This is a genomic window from Hahella sp. NBU794, from assembly GCF_050749805.1.
Lineage (GTDB): Bacteria > Pseudomonadota > Gammaproteobacteria > Pseudomonadales > Oleiphilaceae > Hahella.
On sequence record NZ_CP192738.1, the window covers coordinates 3,072,208 to 3,091,218 of the forward strand.

At 57.0% G+C, this 19,011-nt stretch carries 16 protein-coding genes; 7 read left to right on the top strand and 9 right to left on the bottom strand.

The genetic code is table 11. The features are described 5' to 3' along the window. Positions 1–72: 72 nt before the first annotated feature. The 4 genes from ACQYWX_RS13685 to ACQYWX_RS13700 all read right to left on the bottom strand — a co-directional run bounded on the left by ACQYWX_RS13685 (position 73) and on the right by ACQYWX_RS13700 (position 5,024). On the bottom strand, positions 73–282 hold the full coding sequence (locus tag ACQYWX_RS13685) for a hypothetical protein (RefSeq protein WP_431689167.1): 210 nt from the start codon (positions 280–282) through the stop codon (positions 73–75). A 195-nt stretch (positions 283–477) separates the two neighbouring features. Next, complete coding sequence (locus ACQYWX_RS13690; RefSeq protein WP_431689168.1) at positions 478–861, bottom strand: hypothetical protein; 384 nt, start codon at positions 859–861, stop codon at positions 478–480. Next, complete coding sequence (locus ACQYWX_RS13695; RefSeq protein ID WP_431689169.1) at positions 858–1,331, bottom strand: hypothetical protein; 474 nt, start codon at positions 1,329–1,331, stop codon at positions 858–860. Before ACQYWX_RS13695 ends, ACQYWX_RS13690 begins: the two co-directional genes overlap by 4 nt. Before the next feature lie 126 nt (positions 1,332–1,457). Continuing rightward, entirely contained in the window at positions 1,458–5,024 is a 3,567-nt protein-coding gene (locus ACQYWX_RS13700; RefSeq protein WP_431689170.1) for a response regulator, read from the bottom strand. Positions 5,025–5,220: 196 nt separating this feature from the next. Here ACQYWX_RS13700 and ACQYWX_RS13705 point away from each other — a divergent pair, with 196 nt between their 5' ends. Both ACQYWX_RS13705 and ACQYWX_RS13710 read left to right on the top strand, forming a co-directional pair. After that, positions 5,221–5,571 (top strand): hypothetical protein, encoded by a 351-nt coding sequence (locus ACQYWX_RS13705; protein WP_431689171.1) that lies wholly within the window; start codon positions 5,221–5,223, stop codon positions 5,569–5,571. Positions 5,572–5,890: 319 nt separating this feature from the next. Beyond that, complete coding sequence (locus tag ACQYWX_RS13710) at positions 5,891–6,697, top strand: class I SAM-dependent methyltransferase (protein WP_431689172.1); 807 nt, start codon at positions 5,891–5,893, stop codon at positions 6,695–6,697. Positions 6,698–6,766: 69 nt separating this feature from the next. On the opposite strand, the gene ACQYWX_RS13715 is transcribed toward ACQYWX_RS13710, so the two are convergent. Beyond that, complete coding sequence (locus ACQYWX_RS13715; RefSeq protein WP_431689173.1) at positions 6,767–7,633, bottom strand: LysR family transcriptional regulator; 867 nt, start codon at positions 7,631–7,633, stop codon at positions 6,767–6,769. A 101-nt stretch (positions 7,634–7,734) separates the two neighbouring features. Between ACQYWX_RS13715 and ACQYWX_RS13720 the strand changes: the two genes are divergently transcribed. Further along, positions 7,735–8,133 carry a DoxX family protein gene (locus ACQYWX_RS13720; RefSeq protein WP_431689174.1) on the top strand — a complete coding sequence of 133 codons (399 nt, stop codon included), beginning with the start codon at positions 7,735–7,737 and terminating at the stop codon, positions 8,131–8,133. Position 8,134: 1 nt separating this feature from the next. Further along, a complete protein-coding gene (locus ACQYWX_RS13725) occupies positions 8,135–8,836 on the top strand; it encodes a glutathione S-transferase family protein (RefSeq protein ID WP_431689175.1) in 702 nt (233 codons plus the stop codon). Here ACQYWX_RS13725 and ACQYWX_RS13730 read toward each other — a convergent pair. The 3 genes from ACQYWX_RS13730 to fepD are packed head-to-tail and all read right to left on the bottom strand — an operon-like array spanning position 8,833 to position 11,719. Beyond that, positions 8,833–9,687 carry an ABC transporter ATP-binding protein gene (locus tag ACQYWX_RS13730; protein ID WP_431689176.1) on the bottom strand — a complete coding sequence of 285 codons (855 nt, stop codon included), beginning with the start codon at positions 9,685–9,687 and terminating at the stop codon, positions 8,833–8,835. The two genes, ACQYWX_RS13725 and ACQYWX_RS13730, sit on opposite strands and share 4 nt — an antisense overlap. Next, positions 9,684–10,733: an iron-enterobactin ABC transporter permease gene (gene fepG / locus ACQYWX_RS13735; protein ID WP_431689177.1), complete on the bottom strand. Its 1,050-nt coding sequence runs from the start codon at positions 10,731–10,733 to the stop codon at positions 9,684–9,686. The genes ACQYWX_RS13730 and fepG overlap by 4 nt, the downstream gene beginning before the upstream one ends. Next, positions 10,730–11,719 carry a Fe(3+)-siderophore ABC transporter permease gene (gene fepD / locus ACQYWX_RS13740; protein WP_431689178.1) on the bottom strand — a complete coding sequence of 330 codons (990 nt, stop codon included), beginning with the start codon at positions 11,717–11,719 and terminating at the stop codon, positions 10,730–10,732. Before fepD ends, fepG begins: the two co-directional genes overlap by 4 nt. Before the next feature lie 207 nt (positions 11,720–11,926). Between fepD and entS the strand changes: the two genes are divergently transcribed. Further along, positions 11,927–13,213: an enterobactin transporter EntS gene (entS, locus tag ACQYWX_RS13745; protein WP_431689179.1), complete on the top strand. Its 1,287-nt coding sequence runs from the start codon at positions 11,927–11,929 to the stop codon at positions 13,211–13,213. Between the two features lie 71 nt (positions 13,214–13,284). Here the strand turns inward: entS and fepB are convergent, their stop codons facing one another. Continuing rightward, positions 13,285–14,349, bottom strand: a complete 1,065-nt coding sequence (gene fepB, locus ACQYWX_RS13750) for a Fe2+-enterobactin ABC transporter substrate-binding protein (protein ID WP_431689180.1) — start codon at positions 14,347–14,349, stop codon at positions 13,285–13,287. A 240-nt stretch (positions 14,350–14,589) separates the two neighbouring features. On the opposite strand from fepB, the gene ACQYWX_RS13755 reads away from it, so the two are divergent. Next, a complete protein-coding gene (locus tag ACQYWX_RS13755) occupies positions 14,590–15,762 on the top strand; it encodes an efflux RND transporter periplasmic adaptor subunit (protein ID WP_431689181.1) in 1,173 nt (390 codons plus the stop codon). A 12-nt stretch (positions 15,763–15,774) separates the two neighbouring features. Further along, positions 15,775–18,957: an efflux RND transporter permease subunit gene (locus ACQYWX_RS13760; protein ID WP_431689182.1), complete on the top strand. Its 3,183-nt coding sequence runs from the start codon at positions 15,775–15,777 to the stop codon at positions 18,955–18,957. The last annotated feature ends 54 nt before the right edge of the window (positions 18,958–19,011 follow it).

The following is a 19,011-nucleotide window of genomic DNA, read 5'->3' on the forward strand; positions in this document are numbered from 1 at the left end:
GGCAGAAGCGGCTGTCTAAATCAGCTTGAAGTGGTTCGGGCCGTCTCCCCAGGAAGTGGCGTACTCTGGTTTTCATTCTTCTTCGTCATCAGGAACAAAGCCTCCGTCTTTATTTGCCTTTCCCCATGCCAAGTCTTCGGGCTCGTCGTCACCATCGTTTTCACTGTTAAGCCAGTCATTCACGAATTTCGAGCGCCTGAGAAACCTTTCGCCGCGTATACGGGGAGGTAAGTTTTGTTCTTCTTTTTCTATCTTGTCGATCAATGGAGTGACTTTGCTCATAACTGATCCGCATTAGCTTCCAAATAAGGTTGCGTGTAACTCAACTATCCCCTGATAAATGGCATCAAAGATGAAGCCAGGTTGGGCAGTGGGTAGGAAGGGAGGCCCCGTTTACCCATCCTGCCCCATCGTTCGCCCTGAGCCTGTCGAAGGGCCTCCCAGAGCGCTATTCAAGGCAATAACCCTTAACAACATTCAGGGAGCTTGTTTGAAATCGCCATAATCATAACTGCTGGACGAGATAATCGTGGTATTTCTTGCGGAGCTTGAGACGGCGCTGATATGGCTGATGAATGACTTGCGTTTCGAAGAGCCCTTCGACAGGCTCAGGGCGAACGGGGCGAACGGGGCGAACGGGGCGAACGGGGCGAACGGGGCGAACGGGGCGAACGGGGCGAACGGGGCGAACGGGGCGAACGGGGCGAACGGGGCGAACGGGGCGAACGGGGCGAACGGGGCGAACGGGGCGAACGGGGCGAACGGGGCGAACGGGGCGAACGGGGCGAACGGGGCGAACGGGGCGAACGGGGCGAACGGGGTGGGCAGGTCGTAATTGGCTACAATGACCAGATGACTCAATCTCCCAACGCTTGAACTATCTCTCTTCTGGTCTGAATCAACCGCTCCCTGATCTCCTGCACAACGCTTTCGTCATCTGAAGCGAGTGCTGTGATGTTGGTGTCGAGGTAATTTATGGCGGTTGTGTAGGGGAGGTAGCGGTAGTCTTTTTCGGTGGCTTCGTCGATGGGGAAGTGTTTGCGGATGTCGCTTTCCGTCATGTTGCGGTAGACGATCACGTGAACGTTGTAGTGTCTTGGTCTGGGGTCGCCGTGAGGATTCCATTGCCACCATTCGGAGCCTAATAAATCTGTCGCCAGGGAAGGTGGGCCGAAGTCTGAGTAGGTTAGGTCGATGTAATGCTGTTTGGTGGAAGTTGGGGTGAAGCCGGCGCAGGCGTTGAGCAGTAGGATGCCGCAGAGAGTCAGGAGAATAATTTTGGTTTTGCCGCGAGCGAGTTGGTTGAGCGTGAGCGCTTTGAGTTGTGTCACGTGAAGGAATGCCTGAGGTTCAAACTACTCTCATCCTATCTCACTTGCGGGGATATTTTAAGAACAAAGAGGATCATCTCCCGCCGAGATGGCCCTCTTAATTTGCCCATGGCGCCGGTCTGCGTGTCATGACGCCTGGTTGGACTTGGAGTCGTTGCGCTTCGCCTGGGGTGTCAGTTCATCCAGGTAGAGGAGTATTTTCCTTGAGGCGTGCAGGGAGGCTTCCAGGGAACGTCGCAGCAGGGATACGACCTGTGGGCGCAGGGCGTGGTTCATGATGAGGATTTCTACACGTTTGCAGAGCATGGAAAGGGAGTCTGCGCCGATGGTTTTGGAGAGCCCGCCCATGATGTGGAGTTCTTTCTCGATTTCCCGCGTGTTTTCCGTGTTGAACGGCACGCTTAGATGAATCAGCAGGCGGTTGACGTCATTTTCAAAGCCTTCCAGCGCAATGCGATACGCTGAGAAGTTGGAGCCGAAACGTCCGGCGGCTTCTTTTACATTAATGCCGATTTCCGCGCCTTTATTGAATACGGATTCCAGAGTGACGTCGCTGGCTGCATGCGGATGGGCGGTCTTATCCAAGCGGCTTTCATCGGTGTACTTGAGAATGACCTGGCACAATTCGTTGATGTCGAAGGGCTTGCCGATGTGATCGTTCATCCCTGCAGCCAGGCACTCTTCTCTGTCTTTTTCGAGTACGTTGGCGGTCATGGCCACAATGGGCAGAGTTTTGTAGCCGAACTTCTCGCGCAGGGCTCTGGTCGCCGCATAGCCGTCCATTTCCGGCATCTGGATATCCATGAGCACGATATCGAACTGAGAACCTGCGTGGGTGATGGCGGTGATCGCTTCTTTTCCGGTGGAGGCGATATCCACGAACGCGCCTTCCGCCTGCAGCAGCTGGGAAGCGATCTGCTGGTTGGTGAGATTGTCCTCCACCAGCAATATCCGAATGTCGGATAAACTGGCGCCGGTTATCACGCTGCTTTCCTGACTGCGACGTTTTTGCGCGGATTTGGATTGCGACGCCCGCGCTTCGGCGACGGAATCCAGCAACATCGACGGCGTGACTGGTTTGGACAACAGGCCGTCAAAGGCGGCGTCTATCTGGGCGTCCCGCAGACCCGGGATGGCCTTGCCGCTGTTGGTCATCAGAATCAGCGCCGGAGGCGTATCGGAGCGCCGTATTTTCTGCAGCTCCTCCGTCGGATTGGCGCCGCTGGCTTTGATCATGTTCAGGTCGACGAATACGGCGTCGTATTTTTTCTGCGAATCCTGAGACAGGGTCGCCAGTTCCGGTAAGGACAGGACGACATCTGAACTCCATCCCAGGGTGAGCGCCAGCTCTTTGATGCAGGCCGCCGCCCGTTTGTTGTCGTCGGCGATAAGGATGCGCAAGGCTTTTAGTTCCGGGCGGTTGATGTTCAACTCGCCGGTGCGGTTTTCATCCACCGCCACTTTGATGTTAAAGCTGAACGCGCTGCCTTCTCCGAGCGCGCTGCGGACCTGAATGTCGCCGCCCATCATTTCAATCAGCTGTTTGCAGATGCCGAGCCCCAGGCCGCTGCCGCCATATTTTCTGGAGGCGGAGGCGTCGTCCTGCACGAAGGCTTCGAATATGTCTTTGCAGCGATCATCCGTCATGCCGATGCCGGTGTCTTCTACGCTGAACTTGAGCTCCAGTTCATCCTGAGTCATCACGGATAATTTCACGGTTAAGGTGATTTCTCCCTGATTGGTGAATTTGGCCGCATTGCTGAGAAGCTTGATGAGCACCTGTTTCAGTCTGGCTTCGTCGCCCACCAGGTTATTGGGGATTTTGTGGTCCAGATAAAAAATGACTTCGATGTCTTTGTTTTCGGTATGGGCGGAAACGAGATAACTGATTTCCCGCAGCAGCTTGTCCAGATTGAAGGCATGCGGCTCCAGCTCAAGTTGACCCGCTTCGATTTTGGAGTAGTCGAGCAGGTCACTGACGAATGAGGTCATGGACTGAGAGGCGGACTCCAGTTTTTCCACGCAGTCTTCTTGCTGAGAGTTCAACGCAGTGCGTCTCAGCACTTGCAGGGTTTCGGAAATGGCGGACATGGGGCTGCGGATTTCCTGGCTCATGTTGGCGACAAAATCCGACTTTGATTTATTCGCCGAGAGCGCTTTATTCACCGCTTCACCCAGCTCCAACGTGCGTTCTTTCACGTCGTTGGTCAGCTTCTGGTTCAGCGCCTTGATCTGATTCTCCGCCTCCACTTTGTCTGTGATGTCGCGAATGATCGCAGCGGCGCCGAGAGTCCTGCCGTTCCATCTGGACTTGATCGGAAAGGAGGATACGGAAACATTCACCAGTGCGCCGTCTTTACGTTGCCGGGTGGTGTGATACGCCTTGACGGTCTGTCCCTGATTAATCGTTTTCAAGGCGTCGGTGTATTCGCTTTTCAGGCGATCTGGAACGATCAGTTTCGCCAGATTTTTGCCAAGGACTTCGTTTTCCGCATAGTCGAACATCTCCTCCGCGGATTTATTCCAGCTTTCCACCACCCCCCGCGAAGAGAGGCTGATGATGGCGTCGCTGGAATTGTCGATGATGGCGGACAGGCGCGCCTGGTCCTTCAACAAGCTCACTTTGCGGCCCATATAGGACAAGTAGAAATACACCAGCACGCCGGACAGGGCCAGCAGGACTACCAGTATTCCAGCCTGCACCCAGGCGGCGTTAGCGGCGGAGGCCAGCACTATCGATTGTGGTACGGTGAGAATGAAGTTCATCGGCGCATTGGCGTGACTGTCCAAGGAGACGATTTGAAACGGGTAGGTGTAATAGCGCAGAGCGCTGACGCGGGATAGCGTCAGCTCTCCCGTTTGCGGCGGGCTGGTGAATTCGTCCGCCCAAGTGTTCCTTTTGCCCAGATCGAACCCATACTCCATGCCTTTGGCGGGATGGTAAATAAAATCGTTACCGGCGGTGGTGAGATAGGCGTTGTAATCCGCAGGCAGATCTTCCGCTAAGGTGGAATCGATTACCGGCTCAGCGTAGACATTGATGATGACTATGCCAAACACAGCGCCAAGACTGTCGTAAATTGGCGTCGCAAAACGCAGGGTAGGCGTCAAAGGCGTGGCGACAACGCCATTTTCTCTATTCAGATTGATGGGGGAGATATACGTCTCGCCTTTTTTGTGTTTGATCGTTTCCCTGAGGTAGGGACTGTCTCCTTTTGGCTGAAGCTTATCCCGGGCGACTACTGCGACGGCTCCGCCACTGTCTCTCTCCACGCGGACCAGCTCTTTGCCATTGTCAGCGAGTCCAATGAAACGAGCCTGCAGGATGGTGTCGTTGATCAACAGGTATTCGCGAAATATGACTTCCAGTCGATGCTCCCAAGTTTCGAGACGATTATTCTCCAACGGGTCATATCCCTCATTCGCCGATGCGCGAATGATTCCCTGAATGGGCGGGGTTCTGGAGAGAAACTGGGTGACGTGAATGTACTCTTCAATCTCGTCATTGAACTTGCTGATGCGCAGCTGCGCCTGACCGGATACTTCCACGGATTGCTGCGCCAGAATTTTATTGATTTCCGCGCTGCGAGTGACAAAGTGCGCGGCGGGAACAATGACAAGAGAAGCCAAAACAGTCAGAACCGCCACACGAAGGCCGAGTCCGCGGTTGCTATGAGAAGAGCCTGTTTGCATGATGCTTTCTCCATAAGCAATGCAATCTACACGATCCAGAGGCGCACTTGTCGCCTTATACCTCCTGGTTGTCATAAGTGTAGTCTTAATAGTTGGTAAATCTAGGTGGTGGGTTTATGGGAGAGTTTTGTTGTCGTATAAATTCCGCCACGACTAATTTCAAAAGAAGCTTCAGAGATGAAAGGGCTGTTCTGCTGTGAAAATACAAAACGCTAAAGATGTTCTCACCATTGATTGCGGCTTTCTCAAACCGCGCTTTCAGATCCTCATTGCCGAGGTGCAATCCTGGGCGTTTGTGGCGGAGGATAATGGCGCTACTTACTTGTCCTTCCTGCTGGAAAACGCAACGCAGCATGTTTCAATTAGCGTTGCTGACGAGAATGAATTGGATCAGGTTCTTAAAGACATCACTTCTGCTTTAAACATGCCGCCGCATTTGGACATCGCGGAACAAAGGTTGAACTGCGGCAAAGTAATCATGGCGGTGGATGGGACTCTCGGGGTGGCGGCCCTTGCGAGCATTTTGGTGTCCGCCGTCGTCAGTTGAAATAGTTATAGGTTTTGAAATCGGTGGCTATCCAGCACGTATTCCCTGACGCAATCAAACAGAACTGAATTCTGGACATGAACCTGAAACCAATATTGAAAAGTACTCAGTAAAATAAGCGGTTTCCATTACTCGGTAACAGAATATTATGGCGCTGGTATGACAAGTTAATAGCCAGATGCAAGGATGCGTTTGCGCGGCGACATGTTGAGGGAGATAGTGCCAGAGATATCCAGGACCTGTCGTGGCGGATCAACAGGTTACGGACAATCACAAGGAGGCGGGTTGTCCGCCGGGTTAATTATTCAGGGAGATTGCGATGGCGGCTGATTACGCCTTGGCGATAGGGAATGAGGATGTCGAGCGGCTGGATATTTTAAATGATATATATGGCGAAATAAGCGAAAGATACATTCGTCATGGGGTATTTGAGCGTTACCGTCCCAAGACGGTACTGGAAATAGGTTGTGGACATGGGCGTCTGCTTTGCTATTGGGCCGGCCTGCTTGCCGGCGAGCAGGGTACGATTACTGGCCTTGACTGTTTTAAGGAACAACTCCTGCAGACGGAGAAAAGGGTCCAGAACGAGAAACGCTTCAACGTGAACTTGATGGAAGCGGATATCAATACTGCAGAGATAGAGCGCCGGTTTGACTGCGTTTACGGTCGTTTCGTGTTAATGCACCAGCAGCATAAACAAACGTATCTGGAGAGAGTCGCAGGGCTGCTTAATCCCGGCGGAGCGGCTGTTTTTGAGGAACCGGAAGTGTCCTGCCTGTTCTGCTATCCCTATCTGCCCGAGTTCTATTACGTTAATGAGCTGGTGCTTGAACTGGGCAAGATGAAAGAGGTGAATTACGACTATGGAAGCCGTCTACTGAACGATATGCCGGCTGCTTTGAAAGTGTGTGATATTCACATCGAGCAGCCCGTGTTGACGGACGCCAGAGAGAAACTGGTTGTGGCGTACTCGTTTAAACAATTATCGGCGGACCTCATACGCTACAAGCTTATTGAGCCGGGACGAGCTGAAAAGACCTATAACAAGCTGGTTCAGCACGCTTGCGCCCCTGACTCTCTTATCGGTTCGCTTAAGTTGTTTCAAGTGACGGCGACTCGTCAGTAATAGATAGGGGAAGTGTCATGCCTTAATAAAGTTTGTGGCTGTGCGATTAATCCCGGCCACAACCAATCCTTAAAAATCCAGACTCCTAAAATAGCTGACAAGCTGCTCAACAACGATCCGTATGCGCTCGGTCTTTTTTAAATCTGGATGGCTCAAGACCCACATGTCGCTGGTTTTTCCGGGCGCAAATTCCGCCAACTCGACCAATCCGCTGCGGCGTTGATCCACCGGCAAGAATGCAATGCCGTGTCCGCTTTCTGCGCAATAGGACATGGCGGTCAGTTCGTTACATCTCGCCACGATGGCGGTCGCATGATTTTTCTCAAGCCAGGTAAACGCGGGCAGGTTGAGCATGCTTCCCGACGCGCCGATAAGCGGGTAGCCCGCCAGGGTTTCTAATGTTGGCGGCTGCGCGAAGCGCTCCATAAACGACTCCGCGACAAACATCGCCCAGGGGATCGAAGCGACCTTGCGGCCTATCAAATGATCCGGCGGCGAGCTGGTCGCTCTTACGGCGATGTCGGCGACCCGTGAATTCAAATTGAAATCATCGTTACTGGAAAGTATCTCGAAAGTGATGTCGGGATAGTCTTGTGCAAGGGGGCGCAATGCCTCCGGCAGGTAACGGTTAGCAATATTGAAGGGAGCGGTAATCTTCACGACGCCGCTAGGCTGAAACTCCCTGCCGACAATCTGGCGTTCGATCTGCTCCGCGCCGTCGCGCATGCGGTTGGCGAACACGAGCATTTTCTCCGCCAACGGCGTCGCGACATAGCCTTTTGAGCCGCGCTCGAACAACTTCCCGCCGATCTCGTTTTCCAGAGATTCCATGCGTCTAAACACGGTCGTGTAGTTGACGCCCAATTCTTTCGCCGCCCCGGACATAGACCCTTTATGGGCGACCAGGGCGAGTATCTTCAGAGAGTTCCAGTCCATAACTAATGCATTTATGCAATTCAGGATTTCGAAAATTACAACTGATAACGCATTAATGCAATGAATAGAATAAAAACATCACTATTCACTTGGAGACGCACATGACTATTTCCCGAAACTATGAACTGGCGGCTTTGCTATTGCGCGTGACGCTTGGCGTGGTGTTGATCACCCATAGCCTGTATTTGAAGCTGGTCGTTTTTACACTGCCGGGCACGGCTGAATTCTTCAGCTCTATCGGCCTGCCGGCATTTCTGGCCTACCTCGTTTTCTTCGTGGAGGCGGTGTCCGGGATTGCGCTCATCGTCGGTTTTCATAGCCAGGTCGCCGCCGCCATGGTTGCGCCCATTCTGCTTGGCGCGACTTGGGCGCACTGGGATGCGGGCTGGTTGTTTGCAAATGAAGGCGGCGGCTGGGAATACCCACTGGTTTTGGTCTTAATGGCGGCCACCCAGGTCTTCTTGGGCAATGGACGTTACGCCATCACCAAGGAGGCCTGAAATGAATACCGGAACGATTGAGCTGGTTAGCTTTAAGTTATGTCCTTACGTGCAGCGCTCTGTGATCACACTGCTGGAAAAAGGCGTTGTGTTTAAACGCACGGATATCGATCTGGCGAACAAGCCGGGCTGGTTTCTGGCGCTTTCCCCCACAGGCAAAGTGCCTTTACTCGTGGTAGATAACAAGGACGCTATTTTCGAATCGGCGGTGATATGCGAATACCTTGATGAAGTCACGGAGGGAAGTCTGTTCCCGGCGGACCCTAAATTACGGGCGCTGCATCGTTCATGGATTGAGTTTGGCTCACAAACCCTGGATGCGATCGGCAGATATTATTCCGCTCAGGACAAGGAGAGTTTCAGCCATGCGGAAGAACTGCTTCGGCGTCGATTTGAACGGCTGGAAGACGTGATTGTCGGCCCTTACTTTGCAGGCGCCGATTTCATGATTGTGGACGCTGTTTATGCGCCGGTGTTTCGCTATTTCGACGTGTTTAACTCTTTAATAAAAATCGATCTGTTTAAGGGACTGGCGAAGGTCGAAGCCTGGCGCCAACAGCTGGCGGCCAGACAGTCTGTCATCGACGCGGTGGATGCGGACTTCGCGCAGGCGTTGATAGCCTTTGTCATTCGCAAACAGAGTTATCTCTCGCATCTGCTGCAAGCTGGGGCGAAGGGATCGCGTTTTTCAGAGGTTCGCTAATTGTCTGCAATCGACAAGGCTTGTCCTTTGCCTTTGGGTATCACCAGCGGCGTATGGCTCACGGGGTCTTCAATGATCAGGCTGGACAGGCCGAAGACCTCTTCAACTAGCGCTTCGGAAATGATGCTGGCGGGCGGGCCTTCAGCAATGATGGCCCCGTCGCGCATGGCGATGAGGTGAGTGGCGTAGCGGCAGGCGTGGTTGAGGTCGTGCAGCACCGCAATGAGGGTGCGGTTGTCTCTGCGGTTCAGAGTACGAAACAGCTCCAGCAATTCGATCTGATGGGTGATATCCAGATAGGTGGTGGGTTCGTCCAACAGCAATAAGGACGTTTGCTGGGCCAGGGCCATGGCGACCCAGACGCGCTGACGCTGGCCGCCGGAAAGCTCATCCACGAAGCGGTCGGCCAAATCCTCAACGCCGGTACTGATCATGGCTTCGTTTACGGCGTTTTCATCCTCCCGGCTCCAGCGACGAAAGGCGCTTTGATGAGGATAGCGACCTCGGGCCACCAGATCCCGCACGCGGATGCCCTCCGGCGTGTTGGCGCTTTGCGGCAGCAGTCCCAGTTGACGCGCAACCAGTTTGGCGGGATAGCGGTGAATGTCCTGACCGTCGAGCAATACCTCGCCGGAGACGGGTTTCAGCAGGCGGCAAAGACTGCGCAGCAACGTGGACTTGCCGCATCCGTTGGGACCCACAATCACCGTAAAAGACCCATCTGGAATCGCCACATTGAGATTCTCGCTGATCATGCGCTGCTCATATCCCACCGTCAGGTTTTGAGCCCGCAAGCGCGGCGCCTGGCGTTGCGGTGGTTCGATATGCAGAGGGGAGGGCTGTCGCGTCATGAGGTTTTCCGCTGTGAGTCGTTGATAAGCAGCCAAGCCAGATAAACGCCGCCGATGCAGATGGTGACGACGCCGACCGGCAACTGACTGGGGGCGAACAGGTGGTGTGCGATCTGGTCCGCGGCAAGGAGCAACAAGGCGCCCATCCACGCGGCGTTCAGCAGACTGACGCCATCGGCGGCCAGCAAGCGGCGGGTGATCTGCGGCGCCGCCAGGGCAATAAAACTGATAGGACCGGTGGCGGCGGTGGCGGCGGCGGTCAGTGACACCGCCAGAATCATGAGCGTCAGGCGTGAGCGGTTAACTGCAACGCCCAGCGCCTGCGCGGCGTCGTCCCCCATGGCCAGCAGGCGCAGGCGTCTTTGCAGAGGGACCGCGGCGGCGATGGCCAGCAGACAAAAAATCAGGGAGGGTGACGCTTTACTCCAGGTGAGGCCATTCAACGAACCTGCTCCCCACAGGGCGGCGGACATGGCGGCTTCCAGGCTCGCGCTGATCATCATCCAGGTGTTAAGGGCATTGAGCAGGGCGCTGACTGCGATGCCGACAATGATCAATCTGAATCCCTGGGCGCGCCCTTTTCGCCAGGCGAGGGCATACACCAGCAGCGCCGTCGTTAATCCGCCTAATAAGGCTCCGGCGGCGGTGGCGTAGTATCCGCCGTGGAAGACAGCGATCACCAGCAGCGCGCCGCTGTACGCGCCAGTATTGAAGCCGACCACGTCAGGACTGCCCAAAGGGTTACGGAGTAACGACTGGAATATGGCGCCACTCACCCCCAGCGCAGCGCCGAGAATCAACGCCGCCGTGATGCGGGGCAGTCGCCATTGCGTCACGACAATTTGCGCCTGTTCCGGGCCTGCGCCGAACAGCGCGTTCATGACGTCGCTGAAAGGCAGCGTCAAGGTTCCCCAGCCCAGCGCAGCTGACCCCAGTCCCAGACATATCACGCACAGCATGCATCCCAACACCAGCGCGCGTTTGTGAATAGGGAGGTTGAAAGGAGCATCCATTCCGCCAATGAGAAAATAGTCGGCGCGATTCACTGTGCGCCTCCGTGATGGCGTCGCGCCAGCCAGATCAGCATGGGCGCCCCAAGAAAGGCGGTGACAATGGAGACGCGTAGTTCTCCAGGAGTGAGGAAGCGTCCCAGGATATCCGCTGACAGCAGCAAGCAAGGGGAGAGGGTTAGCGTCAGCAGGACGATCCAGCGCTGATCGGCGCCCATTAGCCAGCGCGCGATATGGGGAATCATCAGGCCCACGAAAGCAATAGGGCCGGCTGCTGCGGTGGCGCCGCCGCACAGCAAGGTGATCGCCAGGATAGACAGGCCCTGCACCCACTGTGGTTTCGCGCCCAGCGCCACCGCCAGGTCCTCTCCCATGGCGATGGCGTTAAGCGGCGTCGCCAGGAACAGCGTCAGGAGAATCCCGGCAACGATGACCGGAGCGACCCATAACACCGGCTCCAGACTGCGCACGTTCAGTGAGCCCGCGCTCCAATAACGCATGGTGTCGAAGACGGAAGGGTGCAGCAGGGTGACGGCGTACGCCACGCCAGCCATGACCGCGCCAATGGCGACCCCCGCCAGCACGAAACGCAATGGGTCCATGCGCGCCGCCCCGTAAAAGCCCGCGAAGAACACCAATAACGTGGTAAGTAAGGCGCCCAGCGACGCCATTCCTAGGTAGCCTGCCTGGGAGTGGACACCGAAAAACGCCACTCCAAGCACCATCGCCAATCCAGCGCCGGCGTTGACGCCAAGTATGCCTGGCTCCGCCAGCGGGTTGCGGGTCAATGCCTGGATCAACGCCCCGGAAGCCCCCAAAGCGGCTCCGGCCAACAGACCCAATAGCGTACGAGGTAAGCGGCTTTCCAGGATGATAGTGGCGTCAGGACCGCTGGCGTCGCCAAACAGACTGTCCATCACGGTGGCGAAGGGAATCGCCTTCGCGCCCAGAATTAAACTGAGCGCGGCGATCAGACCCAGCAGCGCCAGACTGACGAGAAAAATAGCCCAACGAGTCTTCACGCAATGACGCCGACCATAAGGCCGGGAGGAATTGGAAGAGGGGGAGAGAGTTACGCCGCTCAAAATATCACTTAATGCAAATGAGAATGATTTGTATTAACGATTGATATACTATCATGCTGCGCCACCGGGTAAAACCATTGCCGCGCAATCCTGCGAATAGAGGCAGGGAAATCACTTCTATTCATCACTTCTTTGGCTGGTGTAATGAGCAAATCATCTATCTTTGTGGACTTCAGTCTGCTCAAAAACAACTCGCACTTTCGCGCTGTTTTCGTGGCGCGAATGATGTCGGTATTCGCCCTTGGCATTCTCACGGTCGCCGTTCCAGTGCAGATACACGAGCTTACCGGCTCCACGCTGCAGGTCGGTTTCGCCATGGCGCTGGACAGCGTCGGCATGTTTGTCGGTCTGATGTGCGGCGGGGTATTGGCGGATCGCTTCGACCGTCGCAAGTTGATTCTGACGGCGCGTTTTCTGTGTGGCGCTGGTTTTCTCGCCCTGGCGTTAAACAGTTTCGTGGCGGAGCCGTCGCTGCTGGCGTTATATATCGTTTCCGCCTGGGACGGCTTTTTCGGCGCCATGGGCATCACCGCGCTGATGGCGTCGATTCCGACCCTGGTGGGCCGTGAAAACCTGGCCGCCGCCGGGGCGTTGAGTATGCTTACCGTGCGTTTTGGCGCGGTGATGTCTCCTGCGGTGGGCGGCCTGATTATCGTCTCCGCCGACGTGAGTTGGAACTATCTACTGGCGGGCGTCGGCACCGTGGCGACCTTGCTGCCTCTGGTGCGGCTGCCATCCTTGAAGCCCGGGGATCATCCGCCAGGGCATCCTCTGCAGGCGTTATTGGAGGGTTTTCAATTTCTCTGTCGCCACAAAATAGTCGGGGCTGTGATCGTTGTTGGCACGGCGCAGACGGTATTGAGCGCTATTCGCGTACTGTTTCCGGCCCTGGCTGAAGAAGGCTATGGCGGCGGCGCCTTTGAGGTCGGATTGATGTTCTCCGCCGTGCCTTTGGGTGCGATGCTTGGCGCCTTCACCAGCGGCTGGGTCGGCGGCTGGCGGCGTCCAGGCGCGTTGATGCTGGGCGCGATGACCGCTTCAGCGCTGGCGGTGGCGTCCCTTGGCGTAGTCAGCCATATCTGGCTGGCGCTGGTGGCGTTGGCGCTGGTCGGCTATCTCGGCTCAATCACGTCTCTGTTGCAGTTCATGCTGGTGCAAAGTCATACGCCTGATCGGTTGCTGGGGCGGGTGAACAGCCTGTGGAGTGCTCAGGATGTGGTTGGCGACGGCGTCGGCGCGGTTGGACTGGGCGCGTTGGCGCGGGCGGTGACGCCGGTGCTGGGCGTCTTTTCCTTCGGCGTCGCGGTGGCGATGGCGGGAGCGGCGATGACCTTGGGATTCGGCTCCTTGCGGAAAATGCAGTCCGGCGCGCCTCCAGAAGAAACCGAACCTATGGGCGGCTTTGTCGCAGAAAACGAAGAACCGGCTTAATGCCGGGACGACCCACTGCGCTCAGTGATGATCCAGGCGCAGTGGGTAGAGAAGGTAAAACCGGTTGGCTCTCAAGGATGCGTGATAAACGATGTATTGGCGTCGGCGACTGCGGCAGGCGTCTCAGGAAACAGGTCGGTCAGTCGCTGCAACAAATTGCTGGCGCTGTAGTAGTCCAGGCGAAAGGTATCCAGCCCCACGGCGTATACCCGGTTGCTCTGGATAGCGGGCGTATGGGCGAGAAACTTATCCTGGCTGATTTGCCGAACCCGATCTTCATTGGCGGAGAACAGCAGCATGGTGCGTCCCTGTAAGCCGTCGGAAAGGTTCTCTCCGTCGAGCTGCACGATATCTTTACGCACGCCCTGGCGAGTGCCGCCCTGAACATGGGAGGGCGGCGTGGCGACTTCAAAGCCCAGCGCCTGCAATAACTGGCCTTGCGCGGAATCTGGCGTCCACAGGTTGGCGCCGGAGCCGTCTTCGTAATACACCAGCGCAGAGACCGGCTGCGGCGGCAGCTGGATGCGCGCTTTCACATCGGCGACCCTGGCGTTGAATTCATCGATTACCGACTGCGCCTGTTGCTCGCGGCCTGTGGCGGCGCCTAGGAGAGAGGCCAGCTGCTGCCAGCTTTTATCGTCATAGTTGAGCACTAACACCGGCGCGAACAAACTGAGTTGCTCGTAAAGAGCGAGAGCGGAGTCGCCGCCGGTTCCCGCCATGACAATCAAATCCGGCTCCGCCGCGATGATGGCCTCGGCGTCCGGCGCACCCTGATAGATCGGACGCACGCCGCGTCGACGGGCGATGTCGCCCCATTGCCGGAAAAAGCCCTGTGCATCGGCGACCTCGGTGTTGGGTGAGGAAGCTCCGCTGGCCACTACAGGTGCGTCAATGGCCAACAGAACGCCAGTCAGCGTCACGCTGGTGGAAACTATGCGCTGCGGCGCGCGTTCCAGGATGAGGTCGCCTTGCGATGTGGACAGCGTTCTCGGCCAGGTTGACGCATTTTGAACGGTGAGGGCGGGCGCGGCCTGTGTCGACGTGTTGGCGGCGACGTCTCTGTCTGCGCCGCAGGCGGTCAGCAGGCTGGCGCACAGCGTCAGGAAAAGAAACAAAAAGCGATTGTGCAGCATTGTGATATTTCTACCCCTTGAAGTGATTGATTGGGTCCTAAGTCGCGCTGACGCTGGCTTTGCGCGGATCGTTGACGAAAAGCGGCGCTAACGCGTTGACAGGATGGCGGTCAGAACTCATATAATGTTAACGCAAATGATAACTATTATCATTAAGTGTTTATTGATCACCATCAATCCTTTGGAAGCGCGTCGTATTGGCCGTCTTTCCCGATTCAGGAAGTGTCGAACGCAGTCATCATGGAAAAAATTCGTTATTTGCTACTCCACCTATTACTCCACTTGTTACGCCCCCTGATGCTTCCCCTGTTACTGGCCGGATGCGGCGAGCGGGAAGCCCCTGCGCCAGCTCCGCCGCCCCCGCCGGAAGTGGGGGTGGTGACGCTGTCGCCTCAGGATGCGCCAATTCGGACGGAGTTATCTGGGCGGACGGTCGCCTATCGTTCCGCGGAGGTGCGCCCACAGGTCAATGGCGTTATCGATCGCCGTTTGTTTACCGAGGGCGCGCTGGTGGCGTCGGGGCAGGCGTTGTATCGCATTGAGTCGGAGCGCTATCAGGCCTTGTTCGATCAGGCGCAGGCGAATCTGGCGACTGCCCAGGCGCGGCTGGACAGCCTGAGCGCAAAGAGTCGGCGTTATGCCGAGCTGGCCGCCAATAAAAGCGTCAGTCGGCAGGACCATGAAGACATTCAGGGCGACTATCGGCAGGCGCAAGCCTCGGTGCAAGCGGCGCAGGCGGCGCTGCAACTGGCGACAGTGGATTTGCAACGCACGGAGATCGCCGCGCCCATCGCGGGACGCATCGGTCGTTCCGCGGTCAGCGAGGGGGCTTTGGTGACGGAGGGGCAGAGCGCGCCGCTGGCGTTGGTGCAGCAGCTGGACCCAATCTATGTGGATATGACGCAATCCAGTCGTGAGTTGCTTTCCTTGCGTCGGGTTCTGTCTGAACAGTCTGCTTCTCAAGCAGGCGAAGAAGTCAGGCTGAAACTGGAAGATGGCTCCGACTATCCTCACCCAGGCGTTCTGCGTTTGACGGAAGTCAGTGTGAACGAGCAGACCGGTTCGGTGACCTTACGGGCGGAGTTTCCCAATCCCGATGGGCTGCTGTTGCCCGGGATGTTCGTGCGGGCGGAACTGACGCGGGGCGTGCATTCGGATGTCTATCTTGCGCCGCAACAAGCCGTGACGCACAACGCCCGCGGCGAAGCCATGGCGATGGTGGTGACGGCGGAAGAGGTCGTGGAAGAGCGCCTCCTGCATATCCTTGGGGCGCAGGAACGTCACTGGATTGTTGGCGCTGGTTTGAATCCCGGCGACAGGGTGATCGTGGAAGGTCTGTTGAACGCTTTCCCCGGCGAGTCGGTGCGAGCTAAAGAGCTTGCCGTTGATCTCGCTGCGGCGACCCTTCAGTAATAGGCGGCGACAATGAAAGATCCTGTACAGGCGGATGACCTGAGCCGCCAGCGATTGGCTGAATTTTTTGTTAACCGCCCGGTGTTTTCCTGGGTGGTGGCGATTGTGGTGATGCTGGCTGGGGCGCTGGGGCTGATGTCCATGCCGGTGTCGCAATATCCGGATATCGCGCCCCCGACAATTATGATCTCCGCCAACTATCCGGGCGCGTCCGCTGAAGTGGTGGAAAACAGCGTCACGCAGATTCTTGAGCAGGAACTGAAAGGGCTGGATAACCTGATGTATTTCAGTTCCCGCAGCAGTTCCTCCGGCGCGGCGGAAGTCATGCTCACTTTCCGGCATGGGACCGATGCGGATATCGCTCAGGTGCAAGTGCAGAATAAAGCGGCGCAGGCGTCGGGACGTTTGCCGGCGCCGGTCCAGCAACAGGGGCTGACCGTTAATAAGTCCCAGAACAACTTTCTTATGATTCTGGCGTTTTATGACGCCAGCGACCGCCTCAGCGACACGGATATTTCCGACTGGCTCGCGGGCAGTCTGCAGGACCCCCTCAGCCGGGTGGACGGCGTGGGATCAGTGCAGAATTTTGGTTCTTCCTACGCCATGCGAATCTGGCTGGACCCGCACAAACTCAACAGTTATCGCTTGATGCCCCAGGACGTTATCGACGCCATCGCGGCGCAGAATACAGAAGTCTCCGTGGGCGAACTCGGCGCGCTTCCCGCCAGACCGGGACAGCCATTGAACGTGAGCGTCACCGCCATGTCGCGGCTGACGTCGACGCAGCAGTTTCGCGACATTCTTATCAAAACCGATGGGGATGGCGCCGTGGTGCGACTGGGCGATGTGGCGCGGGTAGAGTTAGGCGCGGAAGACTACGGCGGAACCAGTAAGCTTAACGGGCATCCCGCATCAGGGTTGGCGATCATGCTGGCGCCTGGCGCCAACGCCTTGCAGGTCGCCGAGGCGGTGAAGCAAAGGATAGCGCAACTACGCAGTAATTTTCCTTCGGGAGTGGAAGTCGCCTTCCCGGAAGACACCACGCGTTTCGTGAAGTTGTCCATCGAATCAGTGCTGCTGACTCTGGTGGAAGCGGTGGCGCTGGTGGTGCTGGTCATGTTCGTGTTCCTGCAGAACTGGCGCGCCACCTTGATTCCCGCGATTACGGTGCCTGTGGTGCTGTTGGGTACATTCGGCGTGCTCGCCGTCGCTGGCTATTCCGTCAATACGCTCAGCTTGTTCGCTATGGTGCTGGCGATAGGTCTGTTAGTGGACGACGCCATTGTTGTGGTTGAAAACGTTGAGCGCATCATGCGCGAGGAAGGACTGGATGCGCGCGCGGCGACGTTGAAGTCCATGGGACAGATCACCGGCGTGCTGATCGGCGTGGCGGCGGCGCTGGCGGCAGTCTTTCTGCCCATGGCGTTTTTCTCTGGATCGGTAGGGGTGATCTATCGGCAGTTCTCCGTGACTTTGGTGGCGGCGATGGCGTTGTCGGCATTGGCGGCGATTTGTTTGACGCCGGCGCTTTGCGTCAGATTCCTGCGTCATGGTCAGGTGTCCGCCGGCGTGTTCAGCGCCTTGAATCGCAGCTTCGGCAGAGTTCAGCATCGTTACGTCGGCGGTCTGGGGTTTATGTTGTCGCGGCCGTTGCGCTTCAGCGCCGTCTACCTGTTAGCGGTGGCAGTGATGGCGTTGGTGTATTGGCGCTTGCCCACGGCGTTTATTCCCGACGAAGATCAGGGAACCGTTCTGGTTCAGTTCAACCTGCCTGCGGGCGCGACCTACGACCGCACCGCCAAGGTGGCGCAAGAGATTGAACGCTATTTTCTGGAGCAGGAAAAGTCGAATGTAGAGTCCGTGTATATCCTGTCCGGCTTCAGTTTTGACGGCGCGGGACAAAACGCGGGTATGGGGTTTGTGGCGTTGAAAGACTGGTCTGAACGGAAGGGCGCGGTAAACAGCGCGCAGGCGATCGCCGATCGCGCAACGGAAGCTTTTGGTCGTTTGCGCGACGCTCAGGCCTACAGCATGGTGCTGCCGCCAATTGAAGGTCTGGGGCGCAGTAACGGCTTCGAACTCTGGTTGCAGGATTTGGGTGGTTTGGGCGCAGAGGGGCTGACTGAGGCGGCGGCGAAACTGGAGCGAAGTCTTCAGGATGGCGAGCGCTTTTCCTACGTGCGCGCTGGCGCTGACCGCAATGTCCAGCAGCTGCGCGTGGAGATTGATCGCGAAAAGGCCTCTGCTTTGGGGCTGGCGCTGGAGGATGTCAACCAGACCCTGAGCGTCGCCTGGGGTGGTTATTACGTGAATGATTTCGTGCATCAGGGAAGAGTGAAGAAGGTGCTGGTGCAGGCGGACGCTCCCTATCGTGCATCGCCGGACGATCTGCGTCACTGGTTTGTGCGCGGCGCCGGCGGCGCCATGACGCCTTTCACCGCTTTCAGTGGCACGGAGTGGCGCAACGGCCCCACGGAAATAAGCCGCTATAACGGCCTGCACGCCATTCCCATTTTCGGCGCGGCGGCGCAAGGCGTCAGCTCCGGGGATGCGATGGCGCAGGTCGAAGCGCAGGCGGCGCGTTTATCGGGAGCCAACTTTGAATGGAGCGGCCTGTCCTATCAGGACAAGCTGGCCAGCGGACAGGCTCCGCTGCTGTATTTGGCGTCGATCTTGTTTGTGTTCCTGTGTCTGGCGGCGTTGTACGAAAGCTGGACCATACCCTGCGCGGTGGCGCCGGTCATTCCTCTTGGCGTGTTGGGCGCGCTGTTGGCGGTGTACTGGCGCGGTTTGCCCAATGATATCTATTTCCAGGTTGGATTACTGACGACCATCGGACTGTCCGCCAAGAACGCGATTTTGATCGTGGAGTTCGCCGAAGCGGCGGTGCGCCAGGGCATGACGCCAATGACCGCCGTGGTGGAGGGCGCCCGTTTACGACTGCGTCCCATCCTGATGACCTCACTGGCGTTCGGCGCTGGCGTAACGCCGCTGGCGCTCTCCACCGGACCTGGTTCAGCAAGCCAGAACGCCATCGGAACCAGCGTAATGGGCGGCGTTCTGACAGCGACAACCCTGGCGATATTCTTTGTGCCGTTGTTTTATTTGTGGGTGAAGGGCCCTATTCTGAAGACGCGGCGCAGGGCTGTTGTGATAGACGCCCCCATCGAAGAAAAGGCGGAAGCCCTGGCATAATTTCAAGCGGGCGAATCGCCTGATTCGTTAAAGTCATATAACGCTGCTTCCTCA